At 68.1% G+C, this 15,771-nt stretch carries 11 protein-coding genes; 4 read left to right on the top strand and 7 right to left on the bottom strand.

Annotation, left to right across the window (positions count from 1 at the left end; genetic code table 11):
* Nucleotides 1-41: 41 nt before the first annotated feature.
* From nadE to CFB41_RS29480, 3 genes are all read right to left on the bottom strand, one after another.
* Nucleotides 42-890, bottom strand: a complete 849-nt coding sequence (gene nadE, locus CFB41_RS29490; RefSeq protein ID WP_089458893.1) for an ammonia-dependent NAD(+) synthetase — start codon at nt 888-890, stop codon at nt 42-44.
* Between the two features lie 243 nt (nt 891-1,133).
* Nucleotides 1,134-2,003 (bottom strand): DMT family transporter, encoded by an 870-nt coding sequence (locus tag CFB41_RS29485; protein WP_089458892.1) that lies wholly within the window; start codon nt 2,001-2,003, stop codon nt 1,134-1,136.
* A 202-nt stretch (nt 2,004-2,205) separates the two neighbouring features.
* Nucleotides 2,206-2,391: a hypothetical protein gene (locus CFB41_RS29480; protein WP_006480515.1), complete on the bottom strand. Its 186-nt coding sequence runs from the start codon at nt 2,389-2,391 to the stop codon at nt 2,206-2,208.
* A gap of 208 nt (nt 2,392-2,599) precedes the next feature.
* On the opposite strand from CFB41_RS29480, the gene CFB41_RS29475 reads away from it, so the two are divergent.
* Together CFB41_RS29475 and CFB41_RS29470 are read left to right on the top strand one after the other, a co-directional pair.
* Entirely contained in the window at nt 2,600-3,358 is a 759-nt protein-coding gene (locus tag CFB41_RS29475; protein WP_069252505.1) for a DeoR/GlpR family DNA-binding transcription regulator, read from the top strand.
* Nucleotides 3,359-3,462: 104 nt separating this feature from the next.
* Nucleotides 3,463-5,256 carry a phospholipase D-like domain-containing protein gene (locus CFB41_RS29470; RefSeq protein WP_089458891.1) on the top strand — a complete coding sequence of 598 codons (1,794 nt, stop codon included), beginning with the start codon at nt 3,463-3,465 and terminating at the stop codon, nt 5,254-5,256.
* 72 nt (nt 5,257-5,328) lie between these two features.
* On the opposite strand, the gene CFB41_RS29465 is transcribed toward CFB41_RS29470, so the two are convergent.
* The 3 genes from CFB41_RS29465 to CFB41_RS29455 all read right to left on the bottom strand — a co-directional run bounded on the left by CFB41_RS29465 (nt 5,329) and on the right by CFB41_RS29455 (nt 9,124).
* Entirely contained in the window at nt 5,329-6,003 is a 675-nt protein-coding gene (locus tag CFB41_RS29465; protein ID WP_011353990.1) for a TetR family transcriptional regulator, read from the bottom strand.
* Nucleotides 6,004-6,119: 116 nt separating this feature from the next.
* The gene (locus tag CFB41_RS29460) at nt 6,120-7,388 is read right to left on the bottom strand and encodes an FAD-binding oxidoreductase (RefSeq protein ID WP_089441621.1); all 1,269 of its coding nucleotides are present in this window, start codon (nt 7,386-7,388) and stop codon (nt 6,120-6,122) included.
* Between the two features lie 155 nt (nt 7,389-7,543).
* Entirely contained in the window at nt 7,544-9,124 is a 1,581-nt protein-coding gene (locus tag CFB41_RS29455) for an amino acid permease (protein ID WP_089458890.1), read from the bottom strand.
* Between the two features lie 619 nt (nt 9,125-9,743).
* Here CFB41_RS29455 and CFB41_RS29450 point away from each other — a divergent pair.
* A complete protein-coding gene (locus CFB41_RS29450; protein WP_089441623.1) occupies nt 9,744-11,255 on the top strand; it encodes an aldehyde dehydrogenase family protein in 1,512 nt (503 codons plus the stop codon).
* A gap of 105 nt (nt 11,256-11,360) precedes the next feature.
* Here CFB41_RS29450 and CFB41_RS29445 read toward each other — a convergent pair whose 3' ends face one another.
* The gene (locus CFB41_RS29445) at nt 11,361-13,808 is read right to left on the bottom strand and encodes a DUF3772 domain-containing protein (protein ID WP_089458889.1); all 2,448 of its coding nucleotides are present in this window, start codon (nt 13,806-13,808) and stop codon (nt 11,361-11,363) included.
* 452 nt (nt 13,809-14,260) lie between these two features.
* Between CFB41_RS29445 and CFB41_RS29435 the strand changes: the two genes are divergently transcribed.
* Nucleotides 14,261-15,679: an MFS transporter gene (locus CFB41_RS29435; RefSeq protein WP_089458887.1), complete on the top strand. Its 1,419-nt coding sequence runs from the start codon at nt 14,261-14,263 to the stop codon at nt 15,677-15,679.
* Nucleotides 15,680-15,771: the final 92 nt, after the last annotated feature.

The following is a 15,771-nucleotide window of genomic DNA, read 5'->3' as shown; positions in this document are numbered from 1 at the left end:
AGCCAGGACGGTGCGCGCGGCGTTTTTTTAATCTGGGCGGCTTACGCGGCCGGCCAGTCGAACATCGTGTACGGCAGCGCGCGCTTGTGGCGCGACGCGTCGTAGAAGCGCAGCACCGTTTCGTACACGTGGTCGGCGACGGGCTTGCCTTCGAGGAAGTCGTCGATCTCGTCGTAGGTGACGCCGTACGCGTGCTCGTCGGGGCGCAGCGGGCGCAGTTCCTCGAGGTCGGCCGTCGGCACCTTCATCACGATCAGCTCGTCGCCGCCGAGCGCACGGGCCACCGCGCGCACGCGACGCTTGTTCAGCCCCGCGAGCGGCAGGATGTCCGCGCCGCCGTCACCGAACTTCGTGAAGAAACCCATCAGCGACTCGGCCGCGTGATCGGTGCCGATCACGATGCCGTGCCGCGCGCCGGCCACCGCGTACTGCGCGATCATGCGCTCGCGCGCCTTGACGTTGCCGTGCACGAAGTCCTGCTGCGCCGGCGTCTCGAACGCATGGCCGGACGCGACCAGCGCGGCGAGCATCGCGTCGGCGGCCGGCTTCACGTTGACGGTCAGTTCCTCGTCCGCACGGACGAACGCGAGCGCGCGCTGCGCATCGGCTTCGTCGTTCTGCACGCCGTTCGGCAAACGCATCGCGATGAAGCGGGCATCGTAGCCGCCGGCGCGCAGCTTTTCGACCGACAGCTGGGCGAGCCGGCCGGCCGTCGACGAATCGACGCCGCCGCTGATGCCGAGCACGTAGGTCCGCAGGCCGGTCGAACGAAGGTATTGCGCGAGGAACTCGACGCGGCGGTCGATTTCGGCCTCGGCGTCGAAGTGCGGGGCGACGTTCAGTTCGGCAATGATCGCGCGTTGGCGGCTGGCGTAATCGGCGGATGTCATGAAAGGAGTTCCGGAACGAAATCAAGGCGCCCATCATAAGCGCAATCGCGGCGCGGTGCCGCGCCGGGCGTGCGATCCGGCGATTTCGCGTTGCTTCGGCGAGACGGGCCGCATCGCCGTGGTGCACGGCGGGCCGGGCGGGTGCAACGATGCCGCGTGACGGGCGTTCGCGCGGCCGGGATTCGATGCGTGTGGCGGCTGATGTGGGCGCGGCTGCATGGCGCCTCCACACGGTCGGCCGCGTCAGCGCCGCGCGAGCACGACGCCCACCAACGCGAGCGCGAAGCCGGCGAGCTGGATCGCCGCGAGCGTCTCGCCGAACAGCCAGTAGCCCTGCAGCGCGGCCAGCGGCGGCGCGAGGAACAGCAGCGACGTCGCGCGTGCGGCGTTGCCGCGCCGCAGCATCCACATCAGCATCGTGACCGCGCCGCCGGACAGGAACACGATGCCCCACACGAGCGACACCCACAGCGCCGGCGCGCCGATCCAGCGCGTCTCGTGCAGCAGCGCGACGAAGATGGCCGCGACGACGGCTGCCCCGAAGTTCTGGATGGCAACCGCCGTGCGCAGGTCGCTCTGCGCGAGCTTGCCTTTCTGGTACAGCGAGCCGGCGGTGATCGACCCGACCGCGAGCACCGAGACGGCGACGACGAGCCACGCCGGCGCGGCGCCCGGCGGCGGCGCGACGCCGCCCGTGACCTTCGGCGCCAGCACGAGCGCGACGCCGGCGAGGCCGAGCGCCATGCCGAACCAGCCGCGCGCGGGCAGGCGCTCGTTGAACAGCGGGACGGCGAGCACGGCGGTGGCGAGCGGCTGCAGTGCGCCGAGCAGCGCCATGACGCCGGCGTTCAGCCCTTGCGCGACGGCCCAGTAGCTCGCGCCGAGATAGACGCCCTGCAGCAGCGCGCCCGCGATCAGATGGCGCGGCCATTCGCGCCGGGCCGGCCACGGCGCGCGGGAAACGAGCGCCACCGCGCCGAACAGCGCGGCCGTGCCCGCGAAGCGCGCGAGCAGGAACAGGTTCGGATCGGCGTACGGCTTGATTGCCCGCGCAACGATGAAGCCGGTGGACCAGAGGGCGACGAAAGCGGCGGCGACGAGCGAGGTCAGCATGCGTGGCGGGCCGCGACGCGGCCGGACAGAATCGTGAAGTCGGCCAGTATCGGGGGAAGCGACGCGGGCGTCTTGTCGAATCCTGCACTCATGCCGCGTGCCGCGCAGGCGGCCGGCTGTCGATGCGGGTTGGGCGGGCGGTGCCGGGGGGAAGGCGGCGGGCGCCGCCCCGGAATGCGGAGTGAGCGTGAAGCCGCGGAGATCAGTCGATCGAGAACGTGTCGAGCGGCTGGTTGGCGCGTGCATCGGTCGCGAAGCGCGCGGCGAGCTGTTCGTAGAGCCGGCGGGCCTCGTCGAGCGTCAGGTCGATCCAGTACGGATCGCCGGCCGCGTCGTTGAGACGTTCGGGCGGAAACTGGATTTCGATCACACTGCCTTTGCGATACATGGCGCGAGCCCCTTTGCTTGGTCTGTCGTTCGGCGAAGCGCAAAGTGTAGCAACCGGCGCCGCGCCGATTCGCGCGCGTCAGGCAATACAGAATTTCGCTTTCGGGAAACGCGGCCCGGCGGGTTTCCCGCCGCAGTCAAATGCCGGTCAAACGGCCGTAATACAATGGCTGGCTTACCCATAACCAGTCGCCTCGGGCGCACACGCGATGCTGGCGGAACAACGTCATCAATTCATCCTGTCGGAACTCGGACGGTCGGGCGCATTGTCGGTCGCGGAACTCGTCCGCTCGCTCGACGTGTCGCGCGAGACCGTGCGGCGCGACCTGAACGCACTGGCCGCACGCGGCCTGCTCGTGATGACGCACGGCGGCGCGCTGGCCGCGGATCGCCGCGAGCCGAGCCTGTCCGAACGCGAAGCCGCGAACGCGGAGGCGAAGCGCACGATCGGGCGGCGCGCGGCGGAGTTCGTGCCCGACGATGCGTCGGTGCTGATCGATTCGGGCAGCACGCCGCATGCGGTTGCGCTCGCGCTCGCCGACCGTCACCGGCTGTCGATCTACACGAACGACTGGCGTACCGCGTTCGTGCTCGCGCGGCGCAACGGCAACCGCGTGACGCTGCTCGGCGGCGAGCTGTCCGACGACGAGGACGCCACCTTCGGGCTCGACACGATCCAGCAGCTGGCGCAGTACCACGTCGATTTCGCGTTCGTCGGCGCCGGCGGCATCACGCCCGACGGCGAATGCACCGACTACTCGCGGCTCGCGGCCGAGGTGCGCAGCCGGATGATCGCGGCGGCCGGCACCGCGATGATCGTCGCCGACCATTCGAAATTCGGCCGCGTGACGCCGGTGCGGATCAACGGCACCGGCGCCGCCCGTTATCTCGTGACCGAGCGCGCACCCGACAAGGCCGTGCGCCGTGCGCTGACCGCGCGCGGGATCGAGCTGCTCGTGTGCGACTGACGCGCGTCCGACATACAAGGTTCATCGAACCGTCATCCGCAGGGAAGATGCACCGTCAAGACTGACCCATTCACTCGACCGGCCGCAAGGCCAGGGAGCAACGAATGACCGTCAGCGTGCGCAGCTATCTTTCCCCCACTCTGGTCCTGCTGGCCTTCGACTGGCCCGATGCGGCGTCGCGATCCGATTTCCTCGGCTTCGCGATCCGGCGCACGCCGGGCTTCTGGTCGGCCGACGGCAAGACGCGCGCGCCGGACAGCTGGCTACCGAACCGCCTGACGTTCGATGGCCCCGCCGCACACACGCAGGGCGATGCGCCGACCGACCAGGCGCCGATCCAGAAATTCATGTGGTGGGATGCACGCATCGATCCGCAGGATCGCGGCGCGGCGTTCCGCTACGACGTGTATCCGGTCGTCGGCACGCCGGCGAACCTGCAGGTGCTCGACGCGCAAGCCGGCGTGTGCGACGTCGTGCTGCCCGCGCATATCGAGGACGGCATCGGCACGTGGTTCAACCGCGCGGTGGTCAGCTCGCAGGCTTTCGCGAGGCAGGTGGCGGCACTGGGCCTCGCGCCGAATGCGGCGCCGAGCGCGGCGCAGGCGCTGAAGCTGCGCACGTGGCTCGCGAACGACATGGAGCAGGTGTTCGCGGAGATGCTCGACCCCGCGTCGCGCGCCGCGTCGGCCGTCTATCACCTGACCGACACGCTGTGGGCGCTGCCCGCGTTCGAAGCGTTCGGACGCCAGCACGGCGAAGCGTCGCTCGCGATCGTCTACGACGCGCACACGACGGCGCGCAAGGGCAAGCCGCCGCTGCCGTCGCCGAACCAGCCGGCCGTCGATGCGCTGCAGGGTCTCGCGACGCTCGCGCCGCGCGACAAGACGCACATCATGCACGACAAGTTCATCGTGACCGATGCGTCGTCGAATGCCGCGCCCTCACGCGTGTTGACCGGTTCCGCGAACTTCACGACCGAAGGGCTCACGGAGCAGGCGAACGTGCTGCACGCGTTCGACTCGCCCGCGCTTGCCGCGCTGTACAACGATCGCGCGCATGCGCTGGCCGGGAATCCGTCGATCGCGGAGACGGCGAAGCTGTCGCCGGGCTGGTCGGCACCGATGACGATCGGCAGCGCGCAGGTGCGGCTCGCGTTTTCGCCGGAGCCGGCGGGGCAGCGCACCGAGATCGACACGATCGTCGCCGCGATCGCGGCCGCGAAGCATTCGGTGTGCTTCTGCCTGTTCATGCCGACCGACGCGGCGCTGCGCGACGCGTGTTTCGCGGCCGGCGACCGCGGGCTGATGATGTTCGGGCTGGTGAACAAGATCAACGTGGGTAGCGCGACGAAGGCCGATGCCGGGCAGCAGGGCGGCCAGACGCTCGATGCCGCGACGCTCGCGAACCTCGAGCTGTACCACCGCAGCCGCGACAACCACGACGTGATCGATGCGCAGTATTTCTCGCCGGCTACCGTGCCGCAGGGTTTCGAGCCGGAATTGCGGTTGTTTCCGGGGGAGCCGGCGCCGGCCTTTCCGCCTGTCGTGATCCATCACAAGTTCATCGTGATCGATGCGGAAGGTGCGAATCCGGTCGTCTATACGGGCTCGGCGAACATGAGCCGCAATTCCGAGCAGTACAACGACGAGAACCTGCTCGAGATCCGCGACCAGCGCATCGCGGCGATCTATCTCGCGGAATTCCTGCGGCTGTACGAGCACTACCGCGCGCGGGCACTGGCGATCAATGCGAAGCAGCACGGCACGGACGGCGGCACGGGCACGCATGCGCGGCTCGCGCTTGCACCCGATTCGAGCTGGGCGAAGAAGTATTACGTGGCGGGAAGCCCGGAAGAGAAGGCGCGAATCGCACTGGCGTCGACCGCGCCGACGGACTGACTCACGAGGGAGCGCCGGGCGCGAATGTCGCGCGCCCGGCTCGAGTCTGGCAGGGAAACCGGCCGCCGCCGCTTATGCGGCTACGTAGCGCAGCACGGCGTCGGCGATCGTGTCGCGGTGCCGCGCGCGCAGGCGCGGCGCCGACGGATCGCGGCCGAATGCGGCGCCGAACGTGTAGCGGTTCGACACGCGGTGGAAGCAGAACGAGCTGATCAGCAGGTGCAGGTCGAATGCGTCGATGTCCTTGCGGAACGCGCCGCTGGCCGCGCCGCGCTCGACCAGTTCCTCGAGCGTCTTGATGATGCTGACGTTGCGGTTCTTGAACGACTTGAGCTGTTCGAGATACTTCGCGCCGTGGATGTTCTCGATCGACACGAGGCGGACGAAGTCGCGATGCTTGTCGTGATAGTCGAACGTGAATTCGACGAGGCGGCGCATGCCCTCGCGCGGCTCCATGTCGCCGACATGCAGCTCCTGCTCGAGCGCGCGGATGTCGCCGTACACCTTCTCCAGCACGGCCTCGTACAAGCCTTCCTTGCTTTCGAAGTAGTAATAGAGCATGCGCTTCGTCGTGTTCGTGCGCTCGGCGATGGCATCGACGCGCGCGCCGGCGAGGCCCATCGCGGAGAACTCCTGCGTGGCGACGTCGAGGATGTTGCGCTTGGTTTGCTCGGGATCGTATTTGCGCCGCGCATCGGACGGAAGCGCGCGGGTGTCGGACGTGGCGGCCTTGCTTCCTGCTTTCATGTGGACTTATTGTGGCTTCGGCGGCTTGGAAAAGCCATTCTAGCATGTGGGAAATTCCCGCCCGGCCGACCTTCCGCTCTAATCGGCAGGGCGGTTTCGGCCGCCGTGGCCGCCGCTCAGCGGCGGCAGGACGCGAGCGCGTCGCGGGCCTGGTATGCCGTATACGTAAGCTGGGCGGCAGCGAGGCCCGCCAGCCCGAACGTGCGCGTGAGCCCGAACGCGTTGAAGCCTTCCGGCACCGGCCGGCCTTCGGCCAGCGTGGCCGCGAGCACTTCGCCGGCCACCGTGGTCGGCGCCATCCCGTGGCCGCCGAACGCGATCGCGTGCCACACGCCGTCCGCGTCGCGGCCGATCTGCGGCATCTTGTGCCGTGCGTAGCTCATCAGCCCGCCCCACGCGTAGTCGACCTTCACGCCTTCCAGTTGCGGATACACGCGCAGCAGGTCGCGCCGCAGCAGGCGCGCAATCGCGTCGGGGCCGCGGTCGAGCACGGAGATCCGGCCGCCCCACAGGATGCGCGTGTCTTTCAGCGGACGGTAATAGTCGAACGCGAAACGCGTGTCGTAGATCGCGTACGGTGCGTCGATCGCGTCCGGCAGGCGCGCGCCGAGCGGTTCGGTCGCGATCACGTAGGTCGCGATCGGCAGCACCGCGCGCTCGATACGCGGCGACACGCCGCGCGCGTAGCCGCCGCCGGCGAACACGACGTCCTTCGCGCGCACCGTGCCCTGCGCCGTGCGCACGACGTAACCGGCGCCTTCGCGCGCGATGCCGAGCGCGGCCGAGCGTTCGTACACCCGCGCGCCGCCGCGCGACGCGGCCGCCGCGACGCCGAGCACGTACTTGAGCGGATGGAAGTGGAAGGCGTTCGGCTCGAACAGGCCGCCGTAGTAGCGCTGCGTCTTCAGCCGCTTGCGCAGCGCGTCCGTCGAAACGGGTTCCCAGTCGACGCCGAGTTCGTCCTTCATCAGCGTGCGCACGCCGTCGAGCCGGGACGGATCGTCGAACCAGTTCGCGAGCATCACGCCCTGGTCGACGATGTCGCAGTCGATGCCGTAGCGCGCGATCCGCGCGCGGATCAGGTCGACCGCGTCGACGGTGAGCCGGTACAGCCGGCGCCCTTCGTCGCGGCCGAGCGTGCGCAGCAGGTCGGCGTTGTCGAGGCTGTAGCCGCCGAAGACGAAGCCGCCGTTGCGGCCCGATGCGCCGAAGCCGACGCGTTCGCTGTCGAGCACGACGACGTCATGCACGCCGCGCTCGACGAGGCCGAGCGCCGTGCACAGGCCGGCGAGGCCGCCGCCGACGATGCAGACCTGCGTGTCGATCGTGCCGGTCAGTTGCGGGTAGGGCTGGCGGGTAACGGTGGCTTCGTAGAAGTTCTGCATGCGATTTCGTTGACTCTTGACGGCGGAAAAACAGGCGGCGCGCGTCGATCTTGCCTGAACGTGCGCGCCGCGTCGAATGGGGGGTGTCTGGGCACCGGCTGCCGCACTCGCATGGCGGCCGGTGCGATCCGGGTTGATCGGGCCGATCCGCCTGATCAGGTGCCCGGCGTCGGGTTGGCCGGACGGGCGACGTAGCCCGCGTAGCCGGTTTCAGCTTGGGGGGCGGGCTCGGGCGTCGCGTTGAGTTCGATCCACGGTGCGATCTCCATGTCTTCGTAGCGCACGAGACGGCATTTGCGCACGATTGCGTAGCCGAGCCAGATCGCGAGGAAGAACGGCAGGCCGATGTAGGTCGCGGCGACGCCGACCCAGTCGATCTTGTCGGAGAGGAACGCCTGGTAATCCTGGCCGAGCGCGATCACCGCGCACAGCGCGAACGCGAACAGCGGGCCGAACGGGAACCACTTCGACCGGTACGGCAACTGGTCGAGCCGGTAGCCCTGCTTCAGGAAGCCCTTGCGGAAGCGGTAGTGGCTGACCGCGATGCCGAGCCAGGTGATGAAGCCGGCCATGCCCGACGTGTTCAGCAGCCACAGGTACACGGTCTTGTCGCCGTACAGCGACGTGAGGAAACACAACGCGCCGACGGCCGTCGTCGCATACAGCGCGTTGCGCGGCACGCCGCCGCGCGACAGCTTCGCGAAGATCTTCGGCGCACGGCCTTCGACCGCGAGGTTGTAGAGCATCCGCGTCGATGCATACATGCCCGAGTTGCCGGCCGACAGCACGGCCGTCAGGATCACCGCGTTCATCACGCCGGCCGCGAATGCGAGGCCCGCGTGGCGGAACACGAGCGTGAACGGGCTCACGCCGATGTCGGTCACGTCGCTCTTCAGCAGGTTCGGATCGGTGTAGGGAATCAGCACGCCGATCACGAAGATCGCCAGCACGTAGAACAGCAGGATGCGCCAGAAGATCTGGCTCACCGCGCGCGGGATCGTCGTGCGCGGGTTTTCCGATTCACCGGCCGCGACGCCGATCATTTCGGTGCCCTGGAACGAGAAGCCCGCGATCATCGCGACGCCGAGCATCGTCGCCCAGCCGCCGGCGAACGGCGCGTCGCCGATCGTGAAGTTGCCCCAGCCGGCGCTCGGGCCGCCCTGCATGATCCCGAAGATCATCAGCAGGCCGACGCCGACGAACGCGAGCACCGTCAGCACCTTGATCAGCGCGAACCAGTATTCGGCTTCGCCGAAGCCGCGCACCGACAGCGCGTTGAGCGCGAAGATCAGCGTGAGGAACAGCGCGCTCCACCAGACGCCCGGCACATGCGGGAACCAGTAGTTCATCACGAGCTGCCCGGCGACCAGCTCCACGGCCAATGTCACGGCCCAGCTGTACCAGTAGTTCCAGCCGAGCGCGAAGCCGAAGCCTTCGTCGACGAACTTCGCGCCGTAGGTCGCGAACGAGCCCGATACCGGCATGAACGCGGCCATCTCGCCGAGGCTCGTCATCAGGAAATAGACCATCAGGCCGATCACCATGTACGCGAGCATGGCGCCGCCGGGGCCGGCCTGCGAGATCGACGCGCCGGACGCGACGAACAGGCCCGTGCCGATCGAGCCGCCGATCGCGATCATCCGCAGATGGCGTGCCTGCAGCGCACGGTGGAGGGACGGCTTCGCGGGCGGCGAGCCGGAGGGGCGGGGCGAATCGGGGCGGGCATCTGAATGCATGGCGGGCGCTGGGCGCTGTCTCCGGGATTGTTTTTCGGTGACGAAGCGCGACGCGTTGCCGGGCAGCGGTGATGCGGTGCTGAAACGGGCCGGGTGAGCGGGCCGTGATGCGTGTCGCCTTCGTCTGTCGTCCGGCAGCCGTGATGGCGGCCGGCGGCGCGCCGGGTGCGTTGCACCTCGACGTCGCCACGATTGTGTGTGCGCCGTGCTCGGGCGGCAAACGATATTTCAGAACAGGGTGATGCGGCTTTGTCATCAACTTGTGCGCCGTCACGGCATCGCCAATGCCCGGTCACCGGCCTTGGGTAAGTCTGATATCAGCGAAGAAACGCACGGTGTCATCCCGCCTGGGTGTTGCGTTTTCGGAATGAAGTCGTGAGTTAATATCAATAGCGGCCCGACTTGTGGCCACCGACAATGTGTTTCATGGATCGTGCCCTGCGAGGCGAGGGCGCGCCGTCCGGCGGGTTTCCGGCGGCGGCGCGGTGCGATGCGCCCAACGGCGCACCGGCCTGCCGCGCGGCGCATCCGCTTGCACAGGGCGCGCGAACGCGCTCCAATCGAATCACGCGGGCGGCATTGCCGCCGCACCGATCAATCTGTCCCTGAAGAGGAAGTGATGCAATTCAACGACATTCTCGCCGCGCTCGATATCGATCTCGCGCAGTGGAAAGGCAATGCGCTGACCGCGCGTTCGCCGCTCGACGGCGCGACGCTCGCGACGCTGGCCGTCGACACGCCCGCCGACGCCGAGCGCAAGATCGACGCCGCGCACGACGCGTTCCTCAAGTGGCGCACGGTGCCGGCGCCGGTGCGCGGCGAGCTCGTGCGCGTGTTCGGCAACGTGCTGCGCGAGCACAAGGCCGAGCTCGGCCGCCTCGTCACGCTCGAAGCCGGCAAGATCACGTCGGAAGGCCTCGGCGAAGTGCAGGAAATGATCGACATCTGCGATTTCGCGGTCGGTCTGTCGCGCCAGCTTTACGGCCTCACGATCGCGTCCGAGCGCCCGGGCCACCGGATGATGGAAACGTGGCACCCGATCGGCGTGTGCGGCGTGATCTCGGCGTTCAACTTCCCGGTCGCGGTGTGGGCATGGAACGCGGCGCTCGCATTCGTGTGCGGCGATTCGGTCGTGTGGAAGCCGTCCGAGAAGACGCCGCTGACCGCGATCGCATGCCACGTGCTGCTGCAGAAGGCGATCCGCGAATTCGAGAAGACCCACCCGGGCGTCGCGCCGGCGGAGCTGAGCCAGCTGGTGCTCGGCATGCGCGATGTCGGCGAGGTGCTGACGGCATCGAAGAAGGTGCCGGTGGTCAGCGCGACGGGCAGCGTGCGGATGGGCCAGGAAGTCGCGAAGGTGCTGAGCCAGCGTCTCGCGCGCGGCATCCTCGAGCTCGGCGGCAACAACGGGATGATCGTCGCGCCGAGCGCCGATCTGGATCTCGTGGTGCGCGCGGTCACGTTCGCGGCGGTCGGCACGGCCGGCCAGCGCTGCACGACGCTGCGCCGCCTGATCGTGCATCGCAGCCTGGTCGACCAGCTGCTGCCGCGCATCGAGAAGGCCTACGCGTCGGTGAAGGTCGGCAACCCGCTTGAAGAAGGCACGCTGGTCGGCCCGCTGGTCGATCGCGCGTCGTTCGATGCGATGCAGAAGGCGCTGGGCGATGCACGCGAGCAGGGCGGTGAAGTGAAGGGCGGCGAGCGGGTCGACGTCGGTCACGCGGATGCGTACTACGTGCGTCCGGCCATCGTGCGGATGCCGAAGCAATCGGCGGTGGTCGAGCGCGAAACGTTCGCACCGATCCTGTACGTGATGGTCTACGACAACTTCGACGACGCGATCGAACTGCACAACGCGGTGCCGCAAGGCCTGTCGTCGGCGATCTTCACGAACGACATGCGCGAGGCCGAGCAGTTCATGTCGGCAGCGGGCAGCGACTGCGGGATCGTCAACGTGAACATCGGCACGAGCGGCGCGGAGATCGGCGGCGCGTTCGGCGGCGAGAAGGAAACGGGCGGCGGCCGCGAGTCGGGTTCGGATGCGTGGAAGGCCTACATGCGCCGCGCGACGAACACGATCAACTACAGCCGTCAGCTGCCGCTGGCGCAGGGCGTGAAGTTCGACGTGTGATGCGGGGCGCCCGGGAGGGCGCTGCGTAGGAGTAGAAAGGGCCGGCTGCCGCGTTGCGGTGCCGGCCCTTCGTTCATCTGCGCGACGGCAAGCGTGCGAGCCGCGTCATGCGTCTCCCGCCGCCGGCATGTTCTGCACGACGAGCATCTGCGGGCTCGACAGCGTGATGCCCGCCGCGCGCAACTGCTTCAGGATCTCGAACAGCAGGTCGCTCTTGGTCGAGCCGGCGATCCGCGGGCTCGACACGTAGCCCGTCACGCTCAGCGTGATGCCGTCCGGCGTGAGCTGGCTGAACGTGACCGACGGCGCCGGCTTCTCGAGAATCGCCGCGTGCGAGCGATAGGCTTCGAGCAGCAGGTCGCGCACCTGCTCGGGATCGGTGTTCAGCGGGAACGTCAGCACCAGCGTCGCGACGCCCTGCGTGCTGTTGCCCATCGTCACGTTGCGCAGGTTCTGCGAGATCAGTTGCGAGTTCGGCACGATCACGGTCGAGCGGTCGCTGAGCTGGATCTCGGTCGCGCGTACGTTGATGCGGCGGATGTCGCCTTCGACGCCCGCGATGCTGATCATGTCGCCCACCTTCACCGGGCGCTCGGTCAGCAGGATCAGCCCCGACACGAAGTTCTTCACGATCTCCTGCAGGCCGAAACCGATACCCACCGACAACGCACTGACGATCCACGCGAGGTTGTTCCACCGGACGCCGAGCAGCCCGAGCGTCATCAGCACGAGCAGCACGTAGCCGACGTTGGTGAACAGCGTGATCAGCGACACGCGCATCCCGGTATCCATGCCGAGCGCGGGCATGAACTCGCTGTCGAGCCAGCGGCGCAGCGAGCGCAGCAGGTAGAAGCCGATCGCGAACCCGATCACGGCGTTCATGATCCGGTCGGGCATGATGTTCAGGCTCTGCAGCCGCTGGCTGCCGATCATCGCGACCGCGCTGTCCATCAGGTCGCCCGGTGTCGTGCCGAAGCCGCCCGTCAGCAGCGCGATGGCCGCGATCAGCATCAGCAGGCTCGTGCCGAAGCCGGACAGGACCGTGCGGGCCTGGTCGAGGTGGCGATCCTCGAGCGCGAACAGGTGCTTGATCTGCTGGCCCGTCGTCAGGCTCGACGAGAACAGGCTTTCGCTCGCGTCGCGCGTCAGCTGGATCAGGATGTAGGTGGCGCCCAGCACGATCTCGAACCACACGAGCTCGTAGGTAATGAAGCGCGCGACCGTGATGTAGCCGATCAGGAGTGCGATCAGGGTCGCGATGATGGCGAGCGTGACGGCCGCATGGATCAGCCCGGCGAGCGTCGAGCGCTGCTCGGGCGCTTCGCCGGCGGCCGCGAGCGCGCTGCGCGCGCGGTTCGAGCGCAGCAACGATGCACCGACCGTCACCGCGACGACGAGCGACACGATCCCGCGGCCGAACAGCGTGACCGACAGGCTGGTGTCGACGATCCGGTTGATCGACTCGAGCGTCCCGGACACCAGCAGCAGCGCGGCCAGGATGCCGGGGAACGGCTTCATCGCGAGCGCGACGGGATCGGCGAGCGCGGGCAGGCGCCACGAAGGATGCTTCGTGCAGAGCAGCGCGCGGCCGAGCCCGGCGATCAGGGCACAGGTCGCGGCGAGTTTCGCGAACTGGTCCCACAGATCGTTCAGCGCCGGCGTGAGGTCGTAATGGCGCGCGACGGCGAGGTAAAAGATCTGGACGGCGATGGCGGTTGCCAGCAGCGTCGACAGCGCGGTCGACAACGCCAGCGCGCTGCGGCGCAAACGGGTGGCCGGCAGGCGGTTCACGCAGAACCACGCGAGCCCGCGCTCGATCAGCCGGCGGCCGCCGATCCATGCCGCGAATGCGGCAACCAGCAGCAGCACCGTGATCGCCTTTTGCCCGGGCACCCACGACGAGCGCAGCATGTCGAGCATTTCTTCGTCGAAATCCCCGAGCCGCTGGGCGTCGTCCGGCGAAAGATGGAACAGCGGCAGCCAGAACTGCGCGCTGAAAATGCCGCCCGAACGGAACGCGAGCTGGTTCTTCAGCAGGCCGCGATGCAGCTTCGCGAACTGCTCGTTCAGGTTCGTGAGGCTGGCCTTCTGGTCGGCGGCCTGCTTCAGCGCCGCGTCGATCTGTGTCTTGCGCGCGTTCAGCGTGGCCCGCTGCTTCGCGACGGCCGGCGTTTCCGGCGCGGCACCCTCGGCAGGCGGGGGGCCGAGCACGTCGAGCTGCCCCTGGATCTGCGCACGCTGCGGCACGAGATCGCTCTGCAGCTTCTCGACATCGGTGCTCAACTCCTGCGTCGAGTCGCTGAGCCCGTCCAGCTCCTTGCTGTTGGACGCGTTCGAGGTCTGCTGCTTGATGCGGTCGAGTTCGGCCTGCATCTGCTTGAGCTGCGCGATGGCGTCGTTCAGCGAGATGGCCGGGACGGGCGCGCCGACGCCGCTTGCGTTCGGGGCCGAGGCGGCCGCCGGAAACGCCGACGCGGTCGCGATCGCCGCGAACTGCAGCAGCGCGATCAGGGCGATCCGGCGAGCGTAGATGGATAGTCGTTGTATGGACATGGAATGCTTACGATTTGCCGACAATGCCGGTCGCCGAAAGGCGCCCGGAAGCCGGTGGTTGGCCCGGTAGCATGTTACCGGGGTGTGGAACGCATGGTTGTCCCGATTGCGTACCCCGTTTTTGACGATTCCGGTGGTGCGTGCCCGCGCGAAACGGCGCGCCAGGCCCGGGAGGGGGGGCCGGCGCCGCCACGGCATGGCGACAGATTGCGGTTCCGGCGCGTTTTCAGTACCCGACAGACGGTTACGCAAGTTACACATTATCTGGCGCAAAAGTGGGGTGTCCGAAGCGGTTCCTGGCCGGCGCGTGGCCGCCCGTCGTCGCGTTCTTGATATCGGGGCCGTGGTGTGCGCGCGCCGGACGGACGCGCCGGTACAATGCACCGATTCGCCCGACGGCGGCTCGCTGGCCGCCGGACAACAACACGACACGATCAGGAGACGCGCCCACGATGGCCTCAACGGACAGCCTTTCGCAGGCACCTGCCCAATCCTCACCCGTCGACCCCGGCTCCATCTCGGCCCGCCTCGACCGCCTGCCGCCCACCCGCACCGTCTGGAAACTCGTCGTCCTGCTGAGCCTCGGCTTCTTCTTCGAGCTCTACGACCTGCTCTATAGCGGCTACGTCGCCCCCGGCCTCGTGAAAAGCGGCATCCTGTCGGCAACGACGCACGGCCTGTTCGGCACCACGGGCGTCGCGAGCTTCATCGCCGCACTGTTCTCCGGGCTTTTCATCGGCACGATCGCGTGCGGCTTCCTCGCTGACCGTTTCGGCCGCCGCGCGATCTTCACCTGGTCGCTGCTGTGGTACACGGCCGCCAACGTCGTGATGGCGTTCCAGGACACCGCCGCCGGGCTGAACTTCTGGCGCTTCGTCGTCGGTCTCGGCCTCGGCGTCGAGATGGTGACGATCGGCACGTACATCTCCGAGCTCGTCCCGAAGCAGATCCGCGGCCGCGCATTCGCGTGCGAGCAGGCGGTCGGGTTCGTCGCGGTGCCGGTGGTCGCGTTCCTCGCGTACCTGCTCGTGCCGCACACCCCGTTCGGCCTCGACGGCTGGCGCTGGGTCGTGCTGATCGGTGCACACGGCGCGCTCTTCGTGTGGTGGATTCGCCGCGAACTGCCGGAAAGCCCGCGCTGGCTCGCGCAGCAGGGCAGGGTCGAAGAAGCCGATCGCATCATGCGGGCGCTCGAGGCGAAGGTCGAAGCCGAATACGGCCGGCCGCTGCCGCCGCCCGCGCCTGCCGAGCCCGTGCCGCCGCGCGGCAGCTTCCGCGACATGTGGGTGCAGCCGTATCGCAGCCGCACGATCATGATGACGATCTTCAACGTGTTCCAGACGGTCGGGTTCTACGGTTTCGCGAACTGGGTGCCGACGCTGCTGATCAAGCAGGGCATCACGATCACGTCGAGCCTGATGTATTCGAGCGTGATCGCGCTCGCCGCGCCGATCGGCCCGCTGATCGGCCTCGTGATCGCCGACCGCTTCGAGCGCAAGTCGGTGATCGTCGCGATGGCGGCGGCGATCGTCGTCTGCGGGCTGCTGTTCAGTCAGACGACGGTGGGCGCATTCCTGATCGTGCTCGGCATCGGCCTCACGCTCGCGAGCAACATCATGTCGTACAGCTTCCACGCGTATCAGGCCGAGCTGTTCCCGACGTCGATCCGCGCGCGGGCCGTCGGCTTCGTCTATTCGTGGAGCCGCTTCTCGGCGATCTTCTCGTCGTTCGTGATCGCGGCGGTGCTGAAGGGATTCGGCACGTTCGGCGTGTTCGCGTTCATCGCGGGCGCGATGGTGATCGTGATGGCCGCGATCGGATTCATGGGGCCGCGCACGAAGGGCATCGCGCTCGAAACTATTTCGAAGTAAATGGTGGTTGCGCACGCATGTCGCACGGTTCGTGCGGCGTGCGTGCGATGCGATGTAGATTGCATCGCGCGTAGGGTGCGTACTGCGTGTGG

The organism is Burkholderia sp. AU33803, assembly GCF_002223095.1.
Taxonomy (GTDB): domain Bacteria; phylum Pseudomonadota; class Gammaproteobacteria; order Burkholderiales; family Burkholderiaceae; genus Burkholderia.
The sequence above is the reverse complement of the archived record's forward strand: the minus strand, read 5'-3'. Positions and strand labels throughout refer to the sequence as shown.

Excerpts from the sequence above, each read along its gene's own strand:
- CFB41_RS29480 (WP_006480515.1), bottom strand. The coding sequence starts at position 2,391 with ATGTATCGCAAAGGCAGTGTGATCGAAATCCAGTTTCCGCCCGAACGT.
- CFB41_RS29475 (WP_069252505.1), top strand. The coding sequence starts at position 2,600 with ATGCTGGCGGAACAACGTCATCAATTCATCCTGTCGGAACTCGGACGG.
- CFB41_RS29435 (WP_089458887.1), top strand. The coding sequence starts at position 14,261 with ATGGCCTCAACGGACAGCCTTTCGCAGGCACCTGCCCAATCCTCACCC.
- CFB41_RS29470 (WP_089458891.1), top strand. The coding sequence starts at position 3,463 with ATGACCGTCAGCGTGCGCAGCTATCTTTCCCCCACTCTGGTCCTGCTG.
- CFB41_RS29455 (WP_089458890.1), bottom strand. The coding sequence starts at position 9,124 with ATGCATTCAGATGCCCGCCCCGATTCGCCCCGCCCCTCCGGCTCGCCG.
- CFB41_RS29485 (WP_089458892.1), bottom strand. The coding sequence starts at position 2,003 with ATGCTGACCTCGCTCGTCGCCGCCGCTTTCGTCGCCCTCTGGTCCACC.
- CFB41_RS29445 (WP_089458889.1), bottom strand. The coding sequence starts at position 13,808 with ATGTCCATACAACGACTATCCATCTACGCTCGCCGGATCGCCCTGATC.
- CFB41_RS29465 (WP_011353990.1), bottom strand. The coding sequence starts at position 6,003 with ATGAAAGCAGGAAGCAAGGCCGCCACGTCCGACACCCGCGCGCTTCCG.
- nadE (WP_089458893.1), bottom strand. The coding sequence starts at position 890 with ATGACATCCGCCGATTACGCCAGCCGCCAACGCGCGATCATTGCCGAA.
- CFB41_RS29450 (WP_089441623.1), top strand. The coding sequence starts at position 9,744 with ATGCAATTCAACGACATTCTCGCCGCGCTCGATATCGATCTCGCGCAG.
- CFB41_RS29460 (WP_089441621.1), bottom strand. The coding sequence starts at position 7,388 with ATGCAGAACTTCTACGAAGCCACCGTTACCCGCCAGCCCTACCCGCAA.